Origin of the sequence: Paracoccus everestensis (genome assembly GCF_021491915.1) — a bacterium.
GTDB classification, from domain to species: domain Bacteria; phylum Pseudomonadota; class Alphaproteobacteria; order Rhodobacterales; family Rhodobacteraceae; genus Paracoccus; species Paracoccus everestensis.
Map to the genome: position 1 here is coordinate 635,864 of NZ_CP090836.1, position 22,516 is coordinate 658,379.

The window sequence follows — 22,516 nt, forward strand, 5'->3', positions numbered from 1 at the left end:
TGCGTCTTCATTCCTTCCCGGCCGCCGTATTGCCGCCGTCATGCCCGCGCAGACCCGTCAGTCTGCCGGCTTCCAAGATCACCTTGTCCGTCAGTCCACCCGCCGCAAGCGCGCCGTGTATGACATGATCGCGCCCGAAGGACAAACCCAATTCTGATGCGGTCAGGCAGCCAAACCAGCGTCCGCCGGTCGGCGTCCACAGCTTGCCCTTGCCGCGTTCCGATCCGTCGCTGGCTTGAAGCAGCACCTTTGCGCGCCCCTCGGCCAGCCACCCCTTCACTTTCTCGAACCCGGCGACCGCGCGGCCCGACTTGCGCGCCAGCGAGACCAGTTCGACCAGCCGCCGGGCCACGCCCGCCTCGACCATGTCGGCCAAGCCTTCGGGTGCCTTGACCGGCGCCTTGGCGGCGCGGGAAAACAAGCCCTTCCCCGCAGCCTTGTCGATGGCCGCGCGATCCGCGCTGACCCAGATGCCACGGCCCGGCAGCTTTTCAGCCAGGTCCGGCACGACCGTGCCATCCGGCCCGGCCACGAAACGGATCAGTCCAGCCTTGGGCTGGACTTCCCCGGTGACGATGCAGCGCCTTTCGGGCTGATCATGATCCTTGATGCGACCACCGCGACTCAAGCGGACAAATCCGGGGCATCACGCCCCGGCCTCCTCGGTCGTGTCGTCGCCGTCTTCGACATCGGCGGCGCCGTGCAGTTCCGTCGGATCGACCCAGCCCAGCATCACCCGGGCAGTCATCACCATGGTTTGGGCTTCTTCCAGCGACACTTCGTACGGTTCCAGCAAGCCTTCATCCTTGACGCGTTGGCCATTCACCGTGGTCCAGCCACCGGCCAGTTCCCAGTCGGCGCAGGTGGCGAAGTCTTCCAGCGTCTTCACGCCGTCCTTGGCCAGTGCCTCCACCATCTGGGGGGTCAGCCCCTCGAATTCAATAAGGCTGTCCTCGGCCCCAAGCGCGCGGGCGTTTTCAAGCGCGGCCTTGTTCTTGGCTTCCAGGACGTCGCGGGCGCGGGCCTGCAGCTCCGATGCCGTGCCATCGTCCACCCCTTCGATGGACAGCAGCTCGTCCAGATCGACATAGGCCACTTCCTCCAGATCGGTGAAGCCTTCGGCGACCAGCAGTTGCGCAAAGAATTCGTCCAGATCCAGGGCATCCATGAACAACTGGGTGCGGGCGTTGAATTCGGCCTGGCGGCGCTTGGATTCCTCCTCCTCGGTCAGGATGTCGATATCCATCCCGGTCAGCTGGCTGGCAAGGCGCACGTTCTGGCCGCGACGCCCGATGGCCAGCGACAACTGTTCGTCGGGAACCACGACCTCGATCTTGCCGGCTTCCTCGTCAAAGACGACCTTGCTCACCTCGGCGGGCTGCAGGGCGTTGACCAGGAAGGTCGCCTGGTCGTCGTTCCAGGGAATGATGTCGATCTTTTCGCCCTGCAACTCGCCCACGACGGCCTGGACGCGGCTGCCGCGCATACCCACGCAGGCGCCGACCGGGTCGATGCTGTTGTCATAGGAAATCACGGCGATTTTCGCGCGGCTGCCCGGATCGCGGGCTACGGCCTTGATCTCGATGATGCCGTCATAGATTTCGGGCACTTCCATCTTGAACAATTCGGCCATGAACTGCGGGTCGGTGCGCGACAGGAAGATCTGCGGCCCGCGCGTTTCGCGGCGCACATCCTTGACATAGGCACGGATGCGGTCGTTCGGGCGATAGCTTTCGCGGCCGATCTTTTCGTTGCGGCGCAAGATCGCCTCGCCCCGGCCCACATCCACGATGATGTTGCCGTATTCCTCGCGCTTGACGATGCCGTTGATGATGGAACCGGCGCGGTCCTTGAATTCCTCGTACTGGCGGTCGCGCTCGGCCTCGCGAACGCGCTGCAGGATCACCTGCTTGGCCGATTGCGCGGCGATGCGGCCCAGTTCCACGGGGGGAACCTGGTCCACGATCTCGTCGCCGACCTTGGGATCGGCCAGATAGGGACGGGCCTGCTCCACGGTCAGCTGCGCCTGGTAATTCTCGACCGCATCATCCTCGACCACGGTGCGGATGCGGGTAAAGCTGGCGTTGCCGGTCTTGCGGTCGATCTTGACGCGGATGTCCATTTCCGCCCCATAGCGCGACTTGGCGGCCCGGGCGAGGCTGTCCTCCATCGCCTCGATGACCAACTCGGGCTCGATCATCTTTTCGCGCGCGACGGCTTCGGCAGTTTGCAGCAGTTCAAGCTGGTTGGCAGAGGTGATTGCCATCACTCACTCCTTGGCATTGGCGCTGTCGGCGCCGTCGGTGTCTTCGGTTTCGATTTCGTCAAAGGCGGTTTCGTCCAGGTTTTCGATCTGGACGCCGGCTTCCTTTTTCTGGCGCAGCATCTCGCGGATCAGGTCGTCGGTCAGAACCAGCTTGGCGTCCGACAGCCAGTCGAACTGCAGCCCGATGGTCTGCGTTTCGCCCGCCTCGTCGATGTTCAGCAGAACCTCGTCGCCTTCGACCCCCGCTAGGACGCCCTTGAATCGCTTGCGCCCGTCAATGGCCTGGTTCGTTTCCAGCCGCGCCTCGTATCCCTCGAATGCCTCGAAGTCCTTCATCCGGGTCAAGGGGCGGTCGATGCCCGGGCTGCTGACTTCCAGGTGATAGTTGTCCTCGATCGGATCCTCGACATCCAGGGTGGCGCTGACCGCGACCGAGATGTCGCCGCAATCGTCCACGTTGATGCCTCCTTCGGGACGGTCTGCCATAATCTGCAAGGTCGCGGTCTTGCCGCCTTGCAGGCGGATGCGCACCAGTTCGAATCCAAGATCCTCAATCACCGGGGCGATGATCTCGGCCAGACGCCGGTCGATGGCCGTCTTGGCAATCAGATCGTTCGACATGAGATCCTTTCGGATATGAAAAAGGGCCCTCAGCGGGCCCATGCGAATGTGTCCGGTGGGCAGGGTTTGGACGCCTGCACCGCTGTTGAGCGCGATATAGGGCAATTTGCCCTGCGACGCAAGAGACCTCAGACCGCCTCGCGATTTTCCGTCAGCGCCAGCAGACGATCCACCATGGACAGCACCTCATCGGGGTCGATGCTGAATCCATCCTGTTCAGTGCGCCCGATGACCATGCCGCAGTGCAACTCGAGAGAGCGCATCCACTCTTGCGCCGCCGTATGAAGCTGAAAGGGCGGTTGCAAGACAAGAAGCCCGCCTCCCTCCCACAGGGCATATATCGCATGACAAGCCTGGCTTCCCTCGACCGTTATCACAAGCGAGGCATCAAGGATATTCTGGACGAAGGAAGCCGTATCCCCTTCCGGGGTGACGATACTGATGCCGCGATCTTCAAGCCTTTGGCGCAGTTCGTCCCAATTGGTGATCTCTCTTTTCTTGGCGCTTGCCCCACGCCGGATGAAAACGATCTTCCCTGAAGCCTGCCTGTCACGCACGTGCTCCCGCAGGCGTCTGCGCAGCGTGCGATAGCGCTCGGTCTTGCGCCTGCCAAAGCCCAGATCCCGGAGAAGAATCAGGTTATCGGTCTGCATGACATCCTGTTCTTGCCAGTCTTGACGAAAGGCACCTTCATAATAGGCCATGTCCGACCACGCATGACGCCGCACGGACCATAAGGCGGGATAGTCCCGAAAGGCCTCAAAGGCGGTGCAGTCGTCCCCAAGCCAATGTCCAAAGAACTTGAGCCCTTGCAACGAGTTCGCAAGCACGATCTCGGGCTGTCGGACGCTGCCCTTCAGCGCGCGACGGAAGCCAACATGGTCGTCGCGAAGCCTGTGACGGGCTTGCGGGGTAATTACGGTGCCCCCCAGAACGACCGCAGGACCAAGGCGATAGATGCTCATGGGCGCTTCTGTCCAGCGGGTGTCGGTCCATAGCCGCATCATGAAATCTAGGCTGCGGTTGAGGTTGCACCTCGTCACCCGGTCAAGTTGCTCAGGTTCGTAGAGGGCAGGCCGGGATGTGACCTGACCCGGCGTATACTCGGCTTCGGGTTCTGGCAGCGGCGTAAACAGACTGGGGCGGTTGTTGAACCTTGCCGTCATCTTGGCGACATTCGTGGCGATCCACGCTGCGGCTGGCGTTGTCACAATTACTTCCTATCGCAATGAATATCTACAGCCGAGCGTTGGCAGATTTTGATGAAAGAGTGCTTAACCCTGCTTGTCCCGCCAGGCATCCATCACCTGCACCAGTTCTGCGGCAATCCGCGGTTCTGACAAGGCGTGGCCCGATGCCGGCACCAGCCGCAGGTGGCAGCCATCCCAGCCTTCCGCCAGGCGCCAGGCCGACAGCGGCGGGCAGACCATGTCGTATCGGCCCTGCACGATCGCGGCGGGCAGGTGTTCGATGCGATGACGGTCGCGCAGCAACTGCCCCTCGTCCAGAAAGCAGCGATTGGTGAAATAGTGATTCTCAAGCCGGGCAAAGGCGCGGGCGTAATCCGAGGGCGCGTGGCTTATTGCCGCCGATTGCAGCCCGGCAAGCGCGTTTTCCCACATCAGCCAAGGCTGGGCATAGCGGCCTTGGCGGCCAGTGTCCTCGGAAAACAGCCGCTTGTGATAGGCGGCGATCAGGTCGCCGCGTTCGGATTCAGGAATGGGGTCGCAGAACTGCGCCCAAAGGTCCGGGAAGAACCGCCCCGCGCCGCCGCCGTAGAACCAGTCCAACTCGCCTTGCGTGCCCAGGAAGACGCCGCGCAGGATCAGGCCGGTCACGCGATCCGGGTGGGCCTCGGCATAGGCGAGGGCCAACGTCGCGCCCCAACTGCCGCCGAACAGCAGCATTGATTCTAAGCCCAGGGTCCGGCGAATCTCCTCGATATCGGCGATCAGGTGCCGCGTGGTGTTGGCATGGACAGAGGCCTGGGGACGGGACCGCCCGCAGCCCCGCTGGTCGAACAGGATCGCCCGGTAATGCGCGGGGTCGAAGAAGCGCCGCATGAAGGGGCTGCACCCGCCGCCGGGGCCGCCATGCAGAACCATGACCGGGCAGCCCTGGGGATTGCCGCTTTCCTCGACATAGATCTGATGGCCGTCGCCCACCTCCAGCATATGCCGGGCGAAGGGTTCGACGGCCGGATGAAGGCGGCCATGCGATGCGGCGATTTGTCCTGCCAATCGGTCCATCCCCTTAATATAAGCGCAGATGAACCCGCCCGCCAGAAGGACAAGTCCATGACAAGCATCGACCCCACCGAGATCGCCAAGTTCGAGGCGATGGCTGCCGAATGGTGGGATCCCAAGGGCAAGTTTCGGCCTCTGCACCTGATGAACCCGGTGCGGCTAGATTACATTGGTACGCAGATCGCCGCCGAATTCGGATGCGACCGGTGCAGCCTGCGGCCGTTCGAGGGGCTGCGCGTGCTGGACATCGGCTGCGGCGGCGGGCTGGTGGCGGAACCGATGGCGCGGCTGGGCGCGGATGTCATGGGGGCCGATGCGGCGGAAGGCAACATCGCCGTGGCCCGGGTCCATGCCGAAGGGCAGGGGCTTGCCATTGACTATCGCGCCACCACGGCCGAGGCTCTGGCGGCGGACGGCCAGCGTTTCGATATTGTCCTGGCATTGGAAATCATCGAGCACGTGGCCGATCCCGCCGCCTTCGTCGCCACCTGCCGCGATCTGCTGCGGCCGGGCGGGCTGGTGATCCTGTCCACGCTGAACCGCACGGCGAAAAGCTTTGGCGCGGCGATCCTGGGGGCGGAATGGATCCTGCGATGGCTGCCGCGCGGCACGCATGATTGGTCCCGATTCATCACGCCCGACGAACTGGCCGGCATGGCCCGGGGGGCGGGCCTGACGGTGGCGGACCGGCAAGGCATGGTCTTCAACCCGATCAGCTTTGGCTGGCGCCTGTCGGATCGCGACCTGTCGGTGAACTACATCCTGACCGCGCGGCACGAGGGTTAGGCGCCGTCGCCTTCCAGCCGAATGCGCAATTCCCGCAACACCGGCAGGGCGACGCGCACCTTGTCCGCGCCGATGTCGCGCACGACTTCGGCGATCAGGGGCATGAAGGCGGCGATGGCGGCATTGCGCGCCGCCCGGCCCGCCGGGCTGATCGACACGAACTTGCGCCGCGCATCGTCCCAGTCGGGCCGGATATGGACATGGCCCGCCCATTCCAGCCGCGACAGGGTGTTGGTCATGGCCCCGCGCGTGACATGGAACGCCTGGGCCAGTTGCGCGGGGGTGCGTTCCTCGTTCACATGGGCCAGCAGGTTAAGGACCGAGAAATGAGAGATCTGCATTCCGCGCGGCAAGGCCTTGCCGATCAGGTTGCGCGACAGTTGCTCGGCGATCAACACCTCGGCGAACAGGCTTGCGGCAAGCCTGTCATTGGCCCGGGGGCGGTCGGTATGGGTCGCAGGCAAGGTCATGGATCCAAAGGCGAAAGAAGGTGATGTCGCGGCGCGGGGCGAAGCCGGGACCGTGCCCCGCCCAACGCCCTGGGGTCAAGCCCGACAATGGCCGGACCTTGCGTCACGGGCCGCGTCAGGCGGCGCCTGCCAGCAACGCGTCCAACTTGCCCTGGCGTTCCAGGTCGAACAGGTCGTCGCAGCCCCCCACGTGCCGGTCGCCGATGAAGATCTGCGGCACCGTGCGGCGGCCCCCGGCGCGCTGCGTCATCTGCGCGCGCACCGACGGATCGGCGCCCACGTCGATTTCGTCATAGGGGGCGTTCTTGTCGCGCAGCAATCCTTTGGCGCGGATGCAGAAGGGGCAACTGCGGGTGGTATAGATGGTGATCGGGGCTTGGGTCATGGGTGGTTCCTTTCCTGTGACCCCGTATCTAGTCATCCTTGACCGCCCTTGCCAGAACCGCGACCGAAACCGGTCCCGATCCCGCTGCCAGCAGCGCGTCCGCCGCGGCGCTCAGGGTGGCGCCCGAGGCCATCACGTCATCGACAAGCAGCACGGGCCGCCCTGCCAGGGCCGCCATGCGCCGGGGGTTCACCCCGAGCGCGCCGGCGACATTGGCGAAACGGTCGCCGACCCCGCGATGATCCTGGCCGGGCGTATGACGCCGCCGTATCAGCAGGTCGGGCAGGTGCAAGGCCCCGTGCGCCCGCGCCACGCGCCCCGAGATCAGCGCAGCTTGGTTATACCGCCGCTTCAGCAGCCGCCGCAGGTGCAGCGGCACGGGCGCCACGATGGTGTCGGGCTGCATCAAGGGTGCGGCCGTGCGTGCCAGCCAACCCGCAAGGGCAGGCGCCAGGTCGGGCCGGTCGCCGTGCTTCAGCGCCAGCACCAGCCGCCGCCCCGTGCCTGCGTAGACCATGGCCGCCCGGCCTTGGCCCCAGGGCCGGGCCATCACCATGCAATCGTCGCAGGTCAGGGTCGGATCGGGCAGGCTGGTCCCGTCATCGGGCAGGGGAACCCCGCAGCGTGCGCAGGCCGTCCCGGTGATGAAGCGCGTGTCGGGAAAGCAGGCAGGGCACAGTTGTCCCGGACCTTCGGCTCCGCCTGCCACGGGGGCGCCACAGGCCATGCATTGCGGCGGATACAGCAGGCGCAACGCGCCTTTCATCGCCCCTTGAAGCACCCTATGTTCCCCTTCATGAAAATGCCCGAACCCAACCATCGTCCCGCGCTGACCGACCGGCCCGCGCTGCTGCGCCAGCGGGACCGCGCGATCGGGCAGGGCCTTGTCGATGTCCTGCACCGGCTTGCCGCCGACGAGATCCAGGATAGGCTGTCCGAGATTAACAGAAGGTTTACCGCCCCCGCCCTGGTCACGGGATTTCCCGATCTTTGGGGGCAAGCCTTTCCCGATGCCCGCGTCATCCGCGACGATCCCGTGCTGGACCTGCAACCCGGCGCGCATGACCTGATCATTCACGCCATGGCGCTGCACTGGGCCGACGATCCTGTGGGCCAGATCGCCCAGTGCGCACGGGCCTTGCGTGAAGACGGGCTGTTCATCGCCGTCTGTTTCGGCGGCCAGACCTTGCACGAGTTGCGCGGCGCCCTGGCCCAGGCCGAGGTGGGACTGACCGGCGGCCTGTCCCCCCGCATCCTGCCCATGGGCGAGATCCGCGACATGGGCGGGCTGATCGGCCGTGCGGGGCTTGCCTTGCCGGTGGCCGATCTGCTGCCGCAGAAGGCCAGCTATCGCGACCTGATCCACCTGGCCCATGACCTGCGCGCCATGGGCGAGGGCAATGCAATGGCCGCCCGCCTGCGCCGCCCGACCGGTCGCGCGGTCTTTGCCCGCGCTGCCGCCATCATGGCCGAACACCACGCCGACCGCGACGATCCGTCCCGTATCGCCGTGACCTTTGATCTGGTCTTTCTGACCGGATGGTCGCCCTCGGACACGCAGCCCAAGCCCCTGCGGCGGGGATCGGCCACCACACGACTTGAAGACGCGCTGAAAGAAATCAGGACCAAGACATGAAGCCAGCCCACGCGCCCGCCGACCATCCCTCGATCCCGAAGAAGAAGACGGGAATCCTGATCGCCAACCTGGGCACGCCCGACGGCTATGACTATTGGTCCATGCGCCGCTATCTGAACGAATTTCTGTCCGACAGGCGGGTGATCGACTATCCGGCCTGGAAATGGCAGCCGCTGCTGCAGGGGATCATCCTGACCAAGCGGCCCTTCACCTCGGGCAAGAACTACAAGCTGATCTGGAACAAGGAAAAGAACGAAAGCCCGCTGATGACCATCACCCGGTCCCAGACCGAGGCGCTGCGCGAACGTGCCCAGGCGGAATGGGGCGACAGCGTGATGGTCGAGTTCTGCATGCGTTACGGCAATCCGTCCACGCAGGACGTGCTGGACCGGATGGTCAAGGCGGGCTGCCAGCGGATCGTGTTCCTGCCGCTTTACCCGCAATATGCGGGGGCGACCTCGGCCACGGCGAACGACCAACTGTTCCGGGCGCTGATGGCGCAGAAATGGCAGCCTGCGGTCCGCACCTGCGAGCCTTATTTCGACCGGCCCGATTACATCTCGGCCCTGGCCGCATCGGTGCGCCGCACCTTGGGCGACAAAGTGCCCGCCAAGCTGGTTGCCAGCTATCACGGGATGCCCAGACGCTATCTGCTGGAGGGCGATCCTTATCACTGCCAGTGCCAGAAGACCTCTCGCCTGCTGAAAGAGGCTTTGGGCTGGCCCGACGGCGTGATCGACACGACCTTTCAGTCCGTCTTCGGAACCGAGGAATGGTTGCGCCCTTATACCGTCGAACACGTGGCCGAACTGGCGAAACGCGGCATCACCGACATCGCGGTGATCTCTCCCGCTTTCTCCTCGGACTGCATCGAGACGCTGGAGGAGATCAACGGCGAGATCCGCGAAAGCTTCGAACATGCAGGGGGCAAGGAATTCACCTATATCCCCTGCCTCAACGACGACCCGGGGCATATCGAGGTGATGCTTGAGGTGGTTCGGGAAAATCTTGCGGGATGGGTTTAGGCGCTGCACGGAAAAGGGGGCCTTTCGGCCCCCTTTGTCAGATCACCAGAACCTGCGTGCCGATCTTGGTCAGGTTGTACAGTTCCAGGATATGTTCGTTGTACAGCCCGATGCAGCCGTTCGACGACTTGCGCCCGATCTTGCGGGTGTCGTGCGTGCCGTGGATGCGGTAATATTGCCAAGACAGCCACAGCGCATGGGTGCCCAAGGGATTGTCCGGGCCCGGCGGCACGAAATCCGGCCATTCCGGATTGCGGGCCTTCATTTCAGGCGTGGGCGACCAGCTTGGGCCTTCGACCTTCTTGATGATCTCGGTCCGGCCGGTGCGGGTCAGTTCCGTGCTGACCGGGATGGACGAGGGATAGACCCGATAGGTGCTGCCGTCCTCGGACCAGAAATGCACCGCGCGCGAGGTCAGGTCGCACAGGATTGCGCCATTCGCCAGCGTCTGGAAATGAGGCTGCCAGCTTTGGCCCGAAAAGCTGGAAATGTTATGGCGTCCATCGGCGTTCGGATCGAACTGCACCGCCCCTGCATCGGGCGTTGCGCCGGGGATCGGCGCGCCCTGGATCGGCTGGCCCGTATAGGGGTCGTATTGCTGGGCAAGCGCCGGCATCGCCAGGCCGGCGGCACCCAATGCTGCGGCCGAACCCAGGAAGGCCCGGCGGCTGATCGTGGATGATTTGCTCATCTTCACATGTCCTTCGAAGGATGGCCGTTCTTGCTGGACGGCCTTGACCACTCCGCCTCATGCGGCAGGAACGACCTATACGACCGGGCAGCGATTCCGGCAATTCAAACTGCTGTGGGGCCAAGATGCCACAACAGCGCCGGTTCACGAATTCGTGGGTTTGATCGGGTCATGGTCCTTCGATAGATCTGCGCCATAAAAACACGAGGGATGGCGAAAACATGCCGAATTACAAGGTGATCGCGATGCTGTCGCTGATGGCGCTTGCCGCCTGCCAGCCGCGCAGTTTGCCGCCGGTCGGGCCCGGCGGGCAGGCGATGCCCACGGGCAACCAGATCAGCGCCGCCGAGGAACAGCAAATTCCCATCCGCGTGTTGCAGCAAATCAACACGCTTCGGGGAAACATCGCCGCGCCCTCATTGACGCTGAACCCGCAATTGTCGGCCGCCGCCCTGGCCCATTCGCGCGACATGTCGGCCCAGAACCGGGCGTGGCATTGGGGATCGGACGGATCCTCGCCGCTGGACCGGGCGCGCCGGGCCGGATATTTCGGCACGGTCATCGGCGAGAATATCTCGGAATCCTATGAAAACGACGTCCAGACCCTGACTGCCTGGATGGGGACACGGGACACGCGCGACGTGATCATGGATCCGGCCGCCACGAGCCTGGGGATTGCCTGGTATCAGGAACCATCCGGCAAGCTGTGGTGGACGCTGCTGACCGGCAGCTGATCGCCGAAATGCAAAAGGCCCCGGGCGTCCGGGGCCCTGTTCCATGGGCGGCGGGGATCAGGGGTTGATCACGATGGGAACCCCGGGGCGCAGCATCGCATAGACCTCCTCGATCTCCTCGTCCTTGACGGCGATGCAGCCTGCGGTCCAGTCGCGATTGCTTTGGGCGAAACGGTTGCCCTCGGGGCCACGGCCATGGATGAAGATGTCGCCGCCTGCGTGACGGCCCAGTGCGGTTGCCAGGGCGGCATCCTGCGGGTTGGGATAGGACACGCCAACCGAAAGGTGATACCGGCTGCGCGGGTTGAAGCGGTCTATGAAGTAAACCCCCTCGGGCGTCTTGCCATCGCCTTCGAACTGCTTGTGGCCCACGGGCACGTTGCCCAGGCCCACGTCATAGGATTTCAGCACGGTCGTGCCGTGCAGAAGATACATCTTGCGGGCGCCCTTGTTGACCACGACCTGGGTCACGGCTGGGCCGTTATAGCCCTTGAACTTGCTTTCCGGCTTGCCGCAAGCCGCCACAAAGGCGAGCAAGGAAAATGCGACGGTGCGGCGAGTTGGCTTGAACATCACTGCCTCTGGCGTTTTTGATTTTTTATGGATGTTTCTTATCACAAGGCAATGTGATCTGGCTAGGTTCTGACAAATTCCGCCACGGTTTCGACGTGGGGCGACCAGCGGAACTGATCAACCACGATCAGTCGATCCAGCACAAATCCACCTTCGGCAAGAAGTTGCGCATCCCTTGAGAAATTGACCGGATCGCATGCCACGAAGGCCAGGCGATTCACCCGGGATGCCGCAATTTCCCGGACCTGGGCCTCGGCCCCGCCCCGAGGGGGGTCGATCACGATTGCGTCAAAGCGGTTCAGCTCGTCGGTCATCAGCGGGCGCCGGGCCAGGTCGCGAATCTCGGTTGTGACGCGGTTGAGGCCTGGCGCGCCCCGCCAACCGGCATCCAGCGCGGCAAGGGGCGCGGCCAACCCCTCGACCGCGTGGACCGATGCAGTTTCCGCCAAGGGCAGGGAAAACGTCCCGCAGCCAGAAAACAAATCGACGATCCGGGTTGCCCCTGCCGTGAAATTCCGCACCGCCCCCAGCAGCGCCGCCTCGCCCTCGGCTGTTGCTTGCAAAAAGCCGCCGGGCGGAGGGAGAACCCGCGCCCGGCCCATGGGCAGGGCGGGCGGACGGCGGGTGATCGGCTGTACGTCCCCCGTCTGATCCTGCCACGTCAGGCGGGCCAGGTCGCCTTCCTCCGCCAGGGCGGCGAGGGTCTGGAACAGACCGGGATCCAAGGGCTTTCCGCCCGTCACGGTTAGGTCCAGCCCGGCAGGGCCATGGATCACGGTCATGGACAGCTCGCCGCCGCGAGAGGCGCCGGCGGCGGTGATCCGCCGCAGCAAGGGCAGGGCGGCGGTGATCTCGGGGCGCATGACGTGGCATTCCGCCAGATCCACGATCACGTCGGATGCGCGGGCATGAAAGCCGACAAGGGCGCCCTTTTTCGTGCGCCTGCCCGACAGCACCGCCCGCCGCCGCGACCGGGGGGGCGAGACATAGATCCCTGCGATCGGCACGGGCAATCCGCGCACGGCCAAGGCTGCGGTCACCACCTGCTGTTTCCAAGCGGTCGTAAAGCCTTCGGTCGCGTGCATCAGCGAACACCCACCGCAGGCGCGGTAATGCGCGCAAACGGGCCGCACCCGGTCGGGCGAGGGGGTGACGATACGCGGGGCAGCGATGCGGCCGCCCTCGGCCTCGCCCTCGATTTCTTCGCCCGGCAAGGTCAGGGCGGCAAGGGCGCGGCCCGCGTTGCCCACGGCCACCCCGTCGCCGCGCCGGCCCAGGCGTTCGACGCTCCACAGGGTCATTCCGCCGCTTCCTCGGTCCCCAGGAAGCCGCCCGACTGACGGTTCCAGTAACGGGCGTAAAGCCCCCCGCGCGCCAGCAGTTGCGCATGGCTGCCCTGTTCAACGATCTGCCCGTCGTCCATGACGACGATCCGGTCCAGCTCCGCGATGGTGGACAGGCGGTGCGCGATGGCCAGCACGGTCTTGCCCTTCATGGCGCGCACCAGGGCGTCCTGGACCTGGGCCTCGACCTCGCTGTCCAGGGCGCTTGTGGCCTCGTCCAGGACCAGGATCGGGGCGTCCTTGAGGAAGGCGCGGGCAAGCGCGATCCGTTGGCGCTGTCCGCCCGACAGCTTGACCCCGCGTTCGCCCAGATGCGCGTCATAGCCTTTGCGCCCCGCGTGATCCTGAAGGGTCAGGATGAAGTCATGCGCCTCGGCTGCCCGTGCGGCAGCCTCGATCTCGGGCTGGGTGGCGCCGGGGCGGCCGTACAGGATGTTGTCGCGGGCCGAGCGGTTGAACATCGCCGTTTCCTGCGTGACCATGCCGATCTGGCGGCGCAGGCTTTCTTGGGTCACATGGCGAAGATCCTGCCCGTCGATGCGGATCGCGCCCTTTTCCACGTCGTAAAGACGCAGCAGCAGCGCGACCATGGTGGACTTGCCCGCGCCCGAGGCGCCGACGATGCCGACCTTTTCGCCCGCACGGATATGCAGGTCCACGTCCTGCAACCCGCCAGCATCGCGGCCATAGGCAAAGCCCACATGATCGAAGTCGACGCGCCCCGCGACGCGGTCCAGCGGCAGGGCGTCCGGCGCATCGGTCAGGGCATGGGGCGGGGACAGGGTCTTCATGCCGTCCTCGACCTCGCCCACGCTGCCCCAGATGCCCATCAGCGCCATGCTGACCCAGCCGGTCATCTGGCTCAGGCGCATGGCGATGGCGCCTGCCGCCGCCACGTCGCCCGGCGTGGCCTGGCCCTGCCGCCACAGCATGATCGACCCACCCACCAGGATCACGGGCAACACGCCCGCGATCACCATCAGCGACATCCGAAAGGTGCTGCTGACCACACCGAAATCCAGCGCCCGGTCGCGGAATCCGGCCATGGCGCCCAAGGCGGCGCGATCCTCGTGTTCGGCATGGGCAAACAGCTTGACGGTCTTGATGTTGGTGATGGTATCGACGACCTGGCCCGTGATCATCGCGCGGGCCGATGCGCGGGCACCCGATTTCGCCCGGATGCGCGGCAGGAAGAACTTGATCAGCACCAGATAGGACAACAGCCACAGGATCAGGGCCACCGCCCCCCAACCATCGACGGACACCAGAAACGCCGCCGATCCCAGGATCGAGGCCAGGGCAAAGGCCACCACGTTCACCATCTCGGATGCGACATCGGTGACGGCGCGGGCGGTCTGCATCTGCTTTTGCGCCAGGCGGCCCGCGAAGTCGTTGTCGAAGAAGGCGACCGAATGGCCCATCGTCCAGCGGTGGATGCGCGACAACACAAGGGGCAACACGTTCGGGCCGATGATCACGCTGGATGTGGCCGTGGACAGGCCGAAGATCACGGGACGCAGCAACAGGAAAAATCCTGCAAATGCCGCCACCAGAAGTCCGTTCTGGGACCAGAAGGCACCCGGATCGCCCGTGGCGATGGCATCGACCACCCAGCCCAGTAGCACCGCCGCCACGACATCCGCGACCCCGCCCAAGGCCGAGGCGATGGCGGCCAGCGTCAGCCCTCCGCCGGCCCCCGCCAGGCACCAGCGGAAAAAGGCCAGCAGCGTCGCGGGCGGCGGACCGTCGGCGGGGCGAAAGGCGTCGATCAGGCGGCCGAGGTGGTGGTGCAGGGTCATGGGGCCTCTCCGGCCAAAAGGGCGATGTCGATCAAGGCAGGGGCGGGCATGGCGAAGCCCGCGTCGATCCAGGCATCTTCAGCAGCTTTCAGGCCCCGGCCTAGGGCGGGGCCTTGTAGATGCGGTTGCAGGTCGGCGGCGGCGATGGGCAGCGGGCGGACGGCCTCCTGCGCAGCGGGCCAGCCGGGACGGAGGCCGGACGGGCCGGTCTGCACCAGCAGCGCAGCGCCATGGGCCAGATCGCCGTGCAGGCGATAGGCGATGCGGCCAAAGGACCAGTCGTTGGCCAAGGCGGTGACAAGGGTGCGATGGTCGCGCGCCTCGGACCGCGACAAGCGCAGGGCATGGGCCAGGTCTGCTTGCGACAACGCCGCAAGGCGCGCCAGCCAGGGGGCGGGGGATTGGAGCGCATAAAGCCGATCCGGCGTCGCATCCGGCAAGACCTTGTCCAGCACGCCCGTATCCTGCATCAGCCGGACGGCGGGCACCGGATCGGGGGCCATCAGCAGCTTGCGCAGTTCCTGCCCGATGCGTTCGCGCGAAATTCCGTCCAAGCCATCGCGCAAGCTTTGGCAGGCCGTCACGGCCGCAGGATCGGCGTCGCGGCCATACCAGGCGAGAAAGCGGAAAAACCGCAGGATGCGCAGGTAATCCTCGGCAATGCGCCGGGCGGGATCGCCCACAAAGCGCAACCGGCGGGCGCGCAGGTCGTCAAGGCCCGCAATTGGGTCGATGACCATGCCATGCCGGTCGGCGTAAAGCGCGTTCATGGTGAAATCGCGCCGCCGGGCGTCCCCGTCCAGATCGTCCGAAAAGGCCACGACTGCATGGCGTCCATCGGTTTCGACATCATGGCGCAGGGTCGTCACCTCGAACCCGCGCCCGTCGGCCACGACCGTCACCGTGCCGTGGTCGATGCCGGTCGGCACAGGCTTCAATCCTGCCCGTTCTGCAAGCCGCATCACGGCGTCGGGCGGCGCATCGGTGGCCAGGTCCAGATCGCCTACTGGTTCGCCCAGCAACGCGTTCCTGACCGCGCCCCCCACCAGCCAGGCGCGGTGCCCGCCGGCCTCGATGGCGTCGAAAACCGATTGCAGGGAAGGATCCCCCGTGACCTGGGCTGGAAGTTGCGTCACGCCCCCATCCTCTTGGCCAGGCTCAGCAGGATCCGCGCGGTCGCGCCCCACAAGTAGTATGGGCCAAAGGGCGCCGCGTGATAGCTGCGCCAGCCTTCGCGCCAGCGCCGGCGTTCCACGCGATAGCGAGAAGGATCGGCGACATGGGCAAAGGGCAGGGTAAAGGCTTCGTCCACCTCGCCCGGTTCGGGGCGGGGGTCGAAGGGGCCGCGGATGATGCCGATGACGGGGGTCACGGCAAAGCCTGTCACAGTTCGGTGGGGGGGTAGGGTGCCCAGCAGATCGACCTGCGCGGGATCCAGCCCCACCTCCTCCTGCGCCTCGCGCAGGGCGGCGGCAATGACGTCGGCATCCGCCGGATCGACCTTGCCGCCCGGCAGGGCGATCTGGCCGGGATGGTGGCGCAGCCCCGATGCGCGCTTGGTCAGGACCAGCCGGCCGTTGTCCTGATGGAACGCCGCCAGCACCCCCGCCGGACGCAGGTTGCCCGCAGGGGGTGCCACGTCCGGGTTCAGGTCGTAATCCGATGTCGGCCCCGCCGTGACGGACAGGGCCTGGCGCAGGCGATCCTCGGACCAGTCCGGGATCACTCGGCCGCCCTGTCGGACAGGGGCTGGCCGTCGGCATCCAACGTGGCTTCGAACCCCAGGCTTTGCGGGTCGAATTCGTAATGCGCGCCGCAGAACTGGCAATCGGCGGTGACGATGCCCGCATCCGTGGTCATATGCGCGATGTCCTTGGCCGAATAGATCGACAGCGTGTTGCGCACCCGGTCGGCAGTGCAGGAACAGCCGAATTCCACCCGCTGCGTGTCGAAGACGCGCGGTTCCTCCTCGTGGAACAGGCGCAGCAGCAGATCCGTGGGCCCGACCGAGGGGCCGATCAGTTCCAGCACTTCGACCGTGTCCAGCAACAGGTTGGCGCGGTTCCAATCCTCGGATTCGGCGCCTTGCAGGATGTCGGCGGCCTGGATCAGCCCGCCTTCACCGCTGCCGCCTTCGCCTTGCATGGAGGTGGCAGGCAAGGTTTGCAGCATCACGCCCCCGGCGCGCCAATGGCTGTCCTGGCCTGTCAGGCGCGACATTCCGCTGGCCAGCTGGAACCGGGTCGGCAACTGCTCGGATTGCGCGAAATAGGTTTGGGCGCAGGCCGACAGCGAACCGCCGGCAAGCGGCGTGATCCCCTGATAGGGCAGCGAGCCTTGGCCCTGGTCGATCAGGATCGCAAAATACCCCTCGCCCACCTGCTGAAAGGGCGGACGGTCGTCCAGGCGGTCGGCGTCAAAGCTGGCCCAGGCCCGGATGCGGGCGGGTGCGCCGTCGTGTTCGGGGGCATAATAATCGGCGGCCAGCGTGCGGATCGCGCCATTGCCGCGGACCTGCATGCTCAGCTTCCAGCGCAGCTTGACGGTCGGGCCGACGAGGGCCGCCAGCAGCGCCAGTTCGGCCACCATGGCACCCACGGGCGCGGGGTAATCGTGGCGCGACAGGATGTGGTCCAGCACCCCGTCTAGGCGCGCGACACGGCCGCGAATGTCCGAACGGTCCAGCTGGAACGGCAAAACCGTGTCGTCCCACGCGATCTGGTTGATCTTGCTCATGCGTTATTCCTGAAATCCTGGGCAGGCCCGCGCAGGGCGGGCCGGGTCGCGCCCAATATAGGATGTTTGCCGGCAATCCCAAGGGGGCGGCTTTCGCCCGTCCCATGGCTGCGCTAGAGGGGGCGCGAACGACCGGAGACCCCGATGATCCGCCGATACGGCCATCCCCCGCAACCCGGTCAGCGTCACAGGTTGCGCCCGGGCGCCTATGCCCTGCTGGTTCGCGACGGACGGCTGCTGCTGACCCACCAGTCCGCGCCGGAAGCCGAATTCCAACTGCCCGGCGGCGGCATCGATCCCGGCGAATCCGGGTTGCGCGCCCTGCACCGCGAGGTGTTCGAGGAAACCGGCTGGACCATCGGCAACGCCCGCAGGCTGGGCGCCTATCGCCGATTCGCTTTCATGCCGAATTATGGGCAATACGCCGAAAAGCTGTGCCACATCTGGATCGCCCGCCCGATCCTGCGCTTGTCCGCCCCGACCGAGTTGCATCACAGCGCCCGTTGGACCAGCCCACGTGCTGCCATGGACCTACTGGCCGACCCGGGCGCGCGAGCCTTCCTGGCCCGGTTCCGGCACGTGATCTAGCGGCCGGGCAGGGGCAGGGCTTCGGCGGGGGCCAGATATTCGATCAGCACCGCGGACATATCGTCCTGTCGTTCGCCCCGGCAATATTCCGACACCGACCAGGCCATGGATTCCAGGAACACATGGCCGCCCAGAAAGGCGTTGGTGCGCAGGATCGCCTCGACCCCGTCGTCGCCCAGCAGGCGGCCTGCGGGGCTCGTGGCCTCGGTGATGCCGTCCGAACAGATCAGCAGCCGGTCGCCCGGTTCCAGCATCAAGTCGATCTCGTCGAAGATCGGATTTTCGAAGACGCCGATGGGCATTCCGCCATTGCCCAAGGGACGGACGGTCCCGTCCGCGCGTTGCAGGACCGGATGGGGATGGCCCGCCTGCACCATCCGCAGCCGCCCCGTCGCATGGTTCAGATCGGCATAGATCATCGTGTAATAGGTGTCGGTCGCCATCTCCTCGAGCATCATGTTGTTGAAGAAATGCGCCAAGGCAGCCGGGCTGACTGCATCGGTCCCGGTTTGTGCTGCGCGCAGGGCGACGTTCTGGTCGGACGATCCCGACAGATGCACCGACAACTGCGCCGTCAGCAGCGCCGCCGTCACCCCATGGCCCGACACGTCCAGGGCGTATATGCCCACCCGGTCCTCTCCGATAGGGAAAAATCCCACCAGGTCGCCGCCGATATGGCCCGCAGGGCGCAGCAACAGCGACAGCTGGATCGACCCGAAACGGCCCGACCGCTGCTTGACCAGGCCTTGCTGCAGCTTCCGCGCCTCGGTCAGGTCGCGGTCGATGGCGGCCTGGGTGTCGCGCAACTGGTCCAGGGCCGTGCGAAGTCGGGCATTGCTGGCGCGCAAATCCTCCTCGACCCGCAGGATGCGTTCGCCGGCGGCCAGGCGCACCAGCAATTCCTGTTGGGTGACGGGCTTGGTCAGGAAATCGTCCGCCCCGGCCTCCAGTCCTCGGGCGATATCCTCGTTGTCCTGGGCCGAAGTCAGCAGCACGAAATAGCCGTAGTTGCGCCGTTCACCGGCCCGGAAGGCCCGGCACAGATCCAACCCGGATTCCATTCCCGCCCGGCCGGGAAGGGACCAGTCTGACAGGATGATGTCGGGTTCGTTCCGCTGGCACAGTTGCAGCGCGTCGGCGACCGACCCCGCCTCCATCACCTCGTAATGGGCGCGCTTCAGCTGGGTCGCGAAGATGCGCCGTTGCGCGGCATTGGGGCTGACAACCAGGACGCGCCGCGTCAGCCGGTTCGTGGACGGCTTGGCAAGAACAGGGGTCTGGCGATTCGCGCGTTTCATGCCAAGGTGATAACACCTTGGCGGTAAAGGCCCCGTTAAGCGCCAAGTCGATAGCCGAAGATCAGACCAGCAACTCGGCCAGAATTTCGTCGTTGGTGATGTCGCGGTAAACAAAGCCCGCGTGATCCAGCCGCGTCTTCAGCGCGGTCAGGTTCTGGGGCGCCGATGTTTCGATGCCGATCAGGATCGAGCCGAAGTTGCGCGCCGATTTCTTGAGATATTCGAACCGCGCGACGTCGTCGTCGGGACCAAGCAGTTCCAGGAAATCGCGCAGCGCGCCGGGACGTTGCGGCAGGCGCAGCACGAAATACTTCTTCACCCCGGCGAAGCGCTGGGCGCGTTCCTTGACCTCGGGCAGGCGCTCGAAGTCGAAGTTCCCGCCTGAGCAGACGCAGACCACGCGCTTGCCGGTCAGATCGCCCAGGTCGCCCAGCACGTCGATGGCAAGCGCGCCTGCGGGTTCCAGCACCACGCCCTCGGTGTTCAGCATCTCCAGCATGGTGATGCAGATGCGATCCTCGGGCGCCAGATACACGTCCTGGGGGCTGAAGCGGCGCAGCGCCTCGAAGGGCAGGGCGCCGATGCGGGCCACGGCGGCACCATCGACGAAATTGTCCACGGCAGGCAGGGCCACCGGTGCGCCCTGTTGCAGCGCGGCTTGCAGGCTGGCCCCGCCCAGCGGTTCTGCAAAGGCGAAGGACACATCCGGGGCCATGTCGGCAAAGTATCGCGTGATCCCGGCCGACAGTCCGCCCCCGCCCACGGGCAGCACCACCAGGTCGGGCGCGCCGCCCAGTTGTTCCAGTATTTCAAGGCCCACGGTCGCCTGCCCCTCGATCACGTCGGCCGAATCGAAGGGGGGCAGGAACTGCGCATCCTGCTGCGTGGCAAAGGCCTGGGATGCGGCCAGCGTCTGGTCGAAGTAATCCCCGGTCAGCACGATCTCGATCGCGTCGCCGCCAAAAATCTTGGTCTTGTCGATCTTCTGCCTGGGCGTCGTCACCGGCATGAAGATCGTGCCCCTGGCCCCGAAATGACGGCAGGCAAAGGCCACGCCCTGCGCGTGATTGCCCGCGCTGGCGCAAACGAAATGCGCATTCGCCGCCTGGCCCGGCACGACCCGCTTGCGCATCGCATTGAACGCGCCCCGCAGCTTGTAGCTGCGCACGGGGGTCAGGTCCTCTCGCTTGAGCCAGATCTCTGCCCCGAACTTGGCTGACAGGTGGTCGTTGCGCTGCAGGGGCGTCGGCTCGAACAGGTCGCGGATTGCGATTTCGGCGTTGCGGACCAGGGCGGCAAAGGAGGCAAGGTTTTCCATGCGCCTGCGCATGACGCGAAAGCGGGCGTTTGGCAAGGGGACGCGGTCTGCGGCCCTTGTGACACCGCGCCATCTGCCTTATGGCCCCGGAAACTTTGCCGAAGGGTTAACCGCATGTCTGACGCGCCGAAAAAAGTCGTCCTTGCCTATTCGGGCGGGCTGGATACCTCGATCATCCTGAAATGGCTGCAGACCGAATACGGCTGCGAGGTGATCACCTTCACCGCCGACCTGGGCCAGGGCGAGGAACTGGAACCGGCGCGCGCCAAGGCCGAACTGCTGGGCATCGCGCCGGAAAGCATCCACATCGAGGATCTGCGCGAGGAATTCGTGCGCGACTTCGTGTTCCCCATGTTCCGCGCCAATGCGCTGTACGAGGGGCTGTATCTGCTGGGCACCTCGATTGCGCGTCCGCTGATTTCCAAGCGGCTTGTGGAACTGGCCCACCAGCACGGGGCGGATGCGGTGGCCCATGGCGCGACCGGCAAGGGCAACGATCAGGTGCGGTTCGAACTGTCGGCCTATGCGCTGGATCCGTCGATCAAGGTCATCGCGCCCTGGCGGCTGTGGGATCTGACCAGCCGCACCAAGCTGATCGAGTTCGCCGAACAGAACCAGATCCCCATCGCCAAGGACAAGCGCGGCGAGGCGCCCTTCAGCGTGGACGCGAACCTGCTGCACACCTCCAGCGAGGGCAAGGCGCTGGAAAATCCCGCCGAGGCCGCCCCCGATTACGTTTATCAGCGCACCGTGAACCCCGAGGATGCGCCGGACCAGCCGGAATTCGTGGAAATCACCTTTGAACGCGGCGATGCGGTGGCGATCGACGGTCAGGCGCTGTCGCCCGCCACGATCCTGACCCGGTTGAACGAGTTGGGTGGCAAGCATGGCATCGGCCGGCTGGACTTCGTGGAAAACCGCTTCGTCGGCATGAAGTCGCGCGGCATCTATGAAACGCCGGGCGGCACGATCCTGCTGGAAGCCCATCGCGGGATCGAGCAGATCACGCTGGACAGCGGGTCGGGCCACCTCAAGGACAGCCTGATGCCGCGCTATGCGGAACTGATCTATAACGGCTTCTGGTTCAGCCCCGAACGCGAGATGCTGCAGGCGCTGATCGACAAGTCGCAGGAACACGTGTCGGGCACCGTGCGGCTGAAGCTTTACAAGGGGCTGGCCACCTGCGTCGGCCGCTGGTCGGACCAGTCGCTTTATTCCGAGGCCCATGTCACCTTCGAGGACGACGCGGGCGCCTATGACCAGAAGGACGCGGCGGGCTTCATCCGCCTGAACGCGCTGCGCCTGAAGCTGGTCGCGAACCGCAACGCGCGGAACAGGTAAGCCGCCCGCATCACGGACAAAGGGCCGCGGCACCCCCGCGGCCTTTTCTTTTGCGCGGCCCTGTCCCACAGTGGCCGGGTCCAGCAGAAGGCCCGCCGCATGACCGCCCCCGCAACCGATCGTCCCGCCCGCATCAGCATCGTCACCGTCAGCGACCGCGCCGCCCGCGGCGAATACGAAGACAAGGGCGGCCCCGGCGCCGAGGCCTGGCTGCGCGACGTGGTAACCTCGCCCATGCAGATCAGCCAGGTGATCATCCCCGACGGGCGCGAGGGCGTGGCCGCGACCCTGCGCGAACTGGTCGAGGGCGGGGCCGACCTGATCCTGGTCACCGGCGGCACCGGTCCCGCCCCCCGCGACCAGACGCCCGAGGCGGTGATGGACGTGGCCGAAAAGGAACTGGAAGGCTTTGGAGAGGAAATGCGCCGCGCGTCCTTGCGCGAGGTGCCGACCGCGATCCTGTCGCGTCAGACGGCGGTGATCAGGGACGCGACGCTGATCATTACCTTGCCGGGGAAGCCTGCGGCGATTGCAACGTGCTTGAACGCGGTCTTTGCGGCGGTGCCTTATTGTCTGGATCTGATCGGGGCGGCGAGGGTAGAAACGGATGCGGGAAAGGTGAAGGCGTTTCGACCGGGAACAGAGTGAAAGCGTGAATAA

Annotated in this window: 24 protein-coding genes; 7 read left to right on the plus strand and 17 right to left on the minus strand. The window is 65.6% G+C overall.

The window, feature by feature from the left end:
- Positions 1-7: 7 nt before the first annotated feature.
- The 5 genes from LZ585_RS03190 to pip form a co-directional block, all read right to left on the minus strand.
- Positions 8-628 (minus strand): RNA-binding protein, encoded by a 621-nt coding sequence (locus LZ585_RS03190; protein WP_234855005.1) that lies wholly within the window; start codon positions 626-628, stop codon positions 8-10.
- A gap of 18 nt (positions 629-646) precedes the next feature.
- A complete protein-coding gene (gene nusA, locus LZ585_RS03195) occupies positions 647-2,266 on the minus strand; it encodes a transcription termination factor NusA (protein WP_234855006.1) in 1,620 nt (539 codons plus the stop codon).
- A 3-nt stretch (positions 2,267-2,269) separates the two neighbouring features.
- Positions 2,270-2,887, minus strand: coding sequence for a ribosome maturation factor RimP (gene rimP / locus LZ585_RS03200; protein ID WP_234855007.1), 618 nt, complete (start codon positions 2,885-2,887; stop codon positions 2,270-2,272).
- Between the two features lie 128 nt (positions 2,888-3,015).
- Positions 3,016-4,098, minus strand: a complete 1,083-nt coding sequence (locus LZ585_RS03205) for a glycosyltransferase 61 family protein (protein ID WP_234855008.1) — start codon at positions 4,096-4,098, stop codon at positions 3,016-3,018.
- A gap of 63 nt (positions 4,099-4,161) precedes the next feature.
- Positions 4,162-5,136: a prolyl aminopeptidase gene (gene pip / locus LZ585_RS03210; protein ID WP_234855009.1), complete on the minus strand. Its 975-nt coding sequence runs from the start codon at positions 5,134-5,136 to the stop codon at positions 4,162-4,164.
- A 48-nt stretch (positions 5,137-5,184) separates the two neighbouring features.
- Here pip and ubiG point away from each other — a divergent pair, with 48 nt between their 5' ends.
- On the plus strand, positions 5,185-5,919 hold the full coding sequence (ubiG, locus tag LZ585_RS03215; RefSeq protein WP_234855010.1) for a bifunctional 2-polyprenyl-6-hydroxyphenol methylase/3-demethylubiquinol 3-O-methyltransferase UbiG: 735 nt from the start codon (positions 5,185-5,187) through the stop codon (positions 5,917-5,919).
- Here the strand turns inward: ubiG and LZ585_RS03220 are convergent.
- The 3 genes from LZ585_RS03220 to LZ585_RS03230 all read right to left on the minus strand — a co-directional run bounded on the left by LZ585_RS03220 (position 5,916) and on the right by LZ585_RS03230 (position 7,540).
- Positions 5,916-6,389, minus strand: a complete 474-nt coding sequence (locus LZ585_RS03220) for a MarR family winged helix-turn-helix transcriptional regulator (protein WP_234855011.1) — start codon at positions 6,387-6,389, stop codon at positions 5,916-5,918. The two genes, ubiG and LZ585_RS03220, sit on opposite strands and share 4 nt — an antisense overlap.
- 115 nt (positions 6,390-6,504) lie before the next feature.
- Positions 6,505-6,774: a glutaredoxin 3 gene (gene grxC / locus LZ585_RS03225; RefSeq protein WP_234855012.1), complete on the minus strand. Its 270-nt coding sequence runs from the start codon at positions 6,772-6,774 to the stop codon at positions 6,505-6,507.
- 28 nt (positions 6,775-6,802) lie between these two features.
- Entirely contained in the window at positions 6,803-7,540 is a 738-nt protein-coding gene (locus tag LZ585_RS03230) for a double zinc ribbon domain-containing protein (RefSeq protein ID WP_234855013.1), read from the minus strand.
- A 30-nt stretch (positions 7,541-7,570) separates the two neighbouring features.
- Between LZ585_RS03230 and LZ585_RS03235 the strand changes: the two genes are divergently transcribed.
- Positions 7,571-8,410 (plus strand): methyltransferase domain-containing protein, encoded by an 840-nt coding sequence (locus LZ585_RS03235; protein WP_234855014.1) that lies wholly within the window; start codon positions 7,571-7,573, stop codon positions 8,408-8,410.
- On the plus strand, positions 8,407-9,435 hold the full coding sequence (hemH, locus tag LZ585_RS03240; RefSeq protein WP_234855015.1) for a ferrochelatase: 1,029 nt from the start codon (positions 8,407-8,409) through the stop codon (positions 9,433-9,435). The genes LZ585_RS03235 and hemH overlap by 4 nt, the downstream gene beginning before the upstream one ends.
- Positions 9,436-9,472: 37 nt before the next feature.
- Here hemH and LZ585_RS03245 read toward each other — a convergent pair whose 3' ends face one another.
- Positions 9,473-10,126: a L,D-transpeptidase gene (locus LZ585_RS03245; protein WP_234855016.1), complete on the minus strand. Its 654-nt coding sequence runs from the start codon at positions 10,124-10,126 to the stop codon at positions 9,473-9,475.
- 221 nt (positions 10,127-10,347) lie between these two features.
- Between LZ585_RS03245 and LZ585_RS03250 the strand changes: the two genes are divergently transcribed.
- On the plus strand, positions 10,348-10,860 hold the full coding sequence (locus LZ585_RS03250; RefSeq protein WP_234855017.1) for a CAP domain-containing protein: 513 nt from the start codon (positions 10,348-10,350) through the stop codon (positions 10,858-10,860).
- A gap of 57 nt (positions 10,861-10,917) precedes the next feature.
- Here the strand turns inward: LZ585_RS03250 and LZ585_RS03255 are convergent, their stop codons facing one another.
- From LZ585_RS03255 to hslO, 6 genes are all read right to left on the minus strand, one after another.
- Positions 10,918-11,433, minus strand: coding sequence for a L,D-transpeptidase family protein (locus tag LZ585_RS03255; protein ID WP_234855018.1), 516 nt, complete (start codon positions 11,431-11,433; stop codon positions 10,918-10,920).
- 62 nt (positions 11,434-11,495) lie between these two features.
- A complete protein-coding gene (locus LZ585_RS03260; RefSeq protein ID WP_234855019.1) occupies positions 11,496-12,734 on the minus strand; it encodes a class I SAM-dependent RNA methyltransferase in 1,239 nt (412 codons plus the stop codon).
- A complete protein-coding gene (locus tag LZ585_RS03265; RefSeq protein WP_234855020.1) occupies positions 12,731-14,575 on the minus strand; it encodes an ABC transporter ATP-binding protein in 1,845 nt (614 codons plus the stop codon). The genes LZ585_RS03260 and LZ585_RS03265 overlap by 4 nt, the downstream gene beginning before the upstream one ends.
- Positions 14,572-15,711: a CCA tRNA nucleotidyltransferase gene (locus tag LZ585_RS03270; protein ID WP_234855021.1), complete on the minus strand. Its 1,140-nt coding sequence runs from the start codon at positions 15,709-15,711 to the stop codon at positions 14,572-14,574. Before LZ585_RS03270 ends, LZ585_RS03265 begins: the two co-directional genes overlap by 4 nt.
- Entirely contained in the window at positions 15,708-16,301 is a 594-nt protein-coding gene (locus tag LZ585_RS03275) for a CoA pyrophosphatase (protein WP_234855022.1), read from the minus strand. Before LZ585_RS03275 ends, LZ585_RS03270 begins: the two co-directional genes overlap by 4 nt.
- Complete coding sequence (gene hslO / locus LZ585_RS03280; RefSeq protein WP_234855023.1) at positions 16,298-17,311, minus strand: Hsp33 family molecular chaperone HslO; 1,014 nt, start codon at positions 17,309-17,311, stop codon at positions 16,298-16,300. Before hslO ends, LZ585_RS03275 begins: the two co-directional genes overlap by 4 nt.
- 144 nt (positions 17,312-17,455) lie before the next feature.
- Between hslO and LZ585_RS03285 the strand changes: the two genes are divergently transcribed.
- On the plus strand, positions 17,456-17,899 hold the full coding sequence (locus LZ585_RS03285) for an NUDIX domain-containing protein (protein WP_234855024.1): 444 nt from the start codon (positions 17,456-17,458) through the stop codon (positions 17,897-17,899).
- Here the strand turns inward: LZ585_RS03285 and LZ585_RS03290 are convergent.
- Positions 17,896-19,197, minus strand: coding sequence for a PP2C family protein-serine/threonine phosphatase (locus tag LZ585_RS03290; RefSeq protein ID WP_234855025.1), 1,302 nt, complete (start codon positions 19,195-19,197; stop codon positions 17,896-17,898). The two genes, LZ585_RS03285 and LZ585_RS03290, sit on opposite strands and share 4 nt — an antisense overlap.
- A 61-nt stretch (positions 19,198-19,258) precedes the next feature.
- Entirely contained in the window at positions 19,259-20,515 is a 1,257-nt protein-coding gene (ilvA, locus tag LZ585_RS03295; protein WP_234855026.1) for a threonine ammonia-lyase IlvA, read from the minus strand.
- 114 nt (positions 20,516-20,629) lie between these two features.
- Between ilvA and LZ585_RS03300 the strand changes: the two genes are divergently transcribed.
- On the plus strand, positions 20,630-21,856 hold the full coding sequence (locus LZ585_RS03300; protein WP_234855027.1) for an argininosuccinate synthase: 1,227 nt from the start codon (positions 20,630-20,632) through the stop codon (positions 21,854-21,856).
- A 99-nt stretch (positions 21,857-21,955) separates the two neighbouring features.
- Positions 21,956-22,504: a molybdopterin adenylyltransferase gene (mog, locus tag LZ585_RS03305; protein ID WP_234855028.1), complete on the plus strand. Its 549-nt coding sequence runs from the start codon at positions 21,956-21,958 to the stop codon at positions 22,502-22,504.
- Positions 22,505-22,516 lie beyond the last annotated feature (12 nt).

Excerpts from the sequence above, each read along its gene's own strand:
- nusA (WP_234855006.1), bottom strand. The coding sequence starts at position 2,266 with ATGGCAATCACCTCTGCCAACCAGCTTGAACTGCTGCAAACTGCCGAA.
- rimP (WP_234855007.1), bottom strand. The coding sequence starts at position 2,887 with ATGTCGAACGATCTGATTGCCAAGACGGCCATCGACCGGCGTCTGGCC.
- pip (WP_234855009.1), bottom strand. The coding sequence starts at position 5,136 with ATGGACCGATTGGCAGGACAAATCGCCGCATCGCATGGCCGCCTTCAT.
- ubiG (WP_234855010.1), top strand. The coding sequence starts at position 5,185 with ATGACAAGCATCGACCCCACCGAGATCGCCAAGTTCGAGGCGATGGCT.
- LZ585_RS03220 (WP_234855011.1), bottom strand. The coding sequence starts at position 6,389 with ATGACCTTGCCTGCGACCCATACCGACCGCCCCCGGGCCAATGACAGG.
- grxC (WP_234855012.1), bottom strand. The coding sequence starts at position 6,774 with ATGACCCAAGCCCCGATCACCATCTATACCACCCGCAGTTGCCCCTTC.
- LZ585_RS03230 (WP_234855013.1), bottom strand. The coding sequence starts at position 7,540 with ATGAAAGGCGCGTTGCGCCTGCTGTATCCGCCGCAATGCATGGCCTGT.
- LZ585_RS03235 (WP_234855014.1), top strand. The coding sequence starts at position 7,571 with ATGAAAATGCCCGAACCCAACCATCGTCCCGCGCTGACCGACCGGCCC.
- hemH (WP_234855015.1), top strand. The coding sequence starts at position 8,407 with ATGAAGCCAGCCCACGCGCCCGCCGACCATCCCTCGATCCCGAAGAAG.
- LZ585_RS03245 (WP_234855016.1), bottom strand. The coding sequence starts at position 10,126 with ATGAGCAAATCATCCACGATCAGCCGCCGGGCCTTCCTGGGTTCGGCC.
- LZ585_RS03250 (WP_234855017.1), top strand. The coding sequence starts at position 10,348 with ATGCCGAATTACAAGGTGATCGCGATGCTGTCGCTGATGGCGCTTGCC.
- LZ585_RS03255 (WP_234855018.1), bottom strand. The coding sequence starts at position 11,433 with ATGTTCAAGCCAACTCGCCGCACCGTCGCATTTTCCTTGCTCGCCTTT.
- LZ585_RS03260 (WP_234855019.1), bottom strand. The coding sequence starts at position 12,734 with ATGACCCTGTGGAGCGTCGAACGCCTGGGCCGGCGCGGCGACGGGGTG.
- LZ585_RS03265 (WP_234855020.1), bottom strand. The coding sequence starts at position 14,575 with ATGACCCTGCACCACCACCTCGGCCGCCTGATCGACGCCTTTCGCCCC.
- hslO (WP_234855023.1), bottom strand. The coding sequence starts at position 17,311 with ATGAGCAAGATCAACCAGATCGCGTGGGACGACACGGTTTTGCCGTTC.
- LZ585_RS03285 (WP_234855024.1), top strand. The coding sequence starts at position 17,456 with ATGATCCGCCGATACGGCCATCCCCCGCAACCCGGTCAGCGTCACAGG.
- LZ585_RS03290 (WP_234855025.1), bottom strand. The coding sequence starts at position 19,197 with ATGAAACGCGCGAATCGCCAGACCCCTGTTCTTGCCAAGCCGTCCACG.
- ilvA (WP_234855026.1), bottom strand. The coding sequence starts at position 20,515 with ATGGAAAACCTTGCCTCCTTTGCCGCCCTGGTCCGCAACGCCGAAATC.
- LZ585_RS03300 (WP_234855027.1), top strand. The coding sequence starts at position 20,630 with ATGTCTGACGCGCCGAAAAAAGTCGTCCTTGCCTATTCGGGCGGGCTG.
- mog (WP_234855028.1), top strand. The coding sequence starts at position 21,956 with ATGACCGCCCCCGCAACCGATCGTCCCGCCCGCATCAGCATCGTCACC.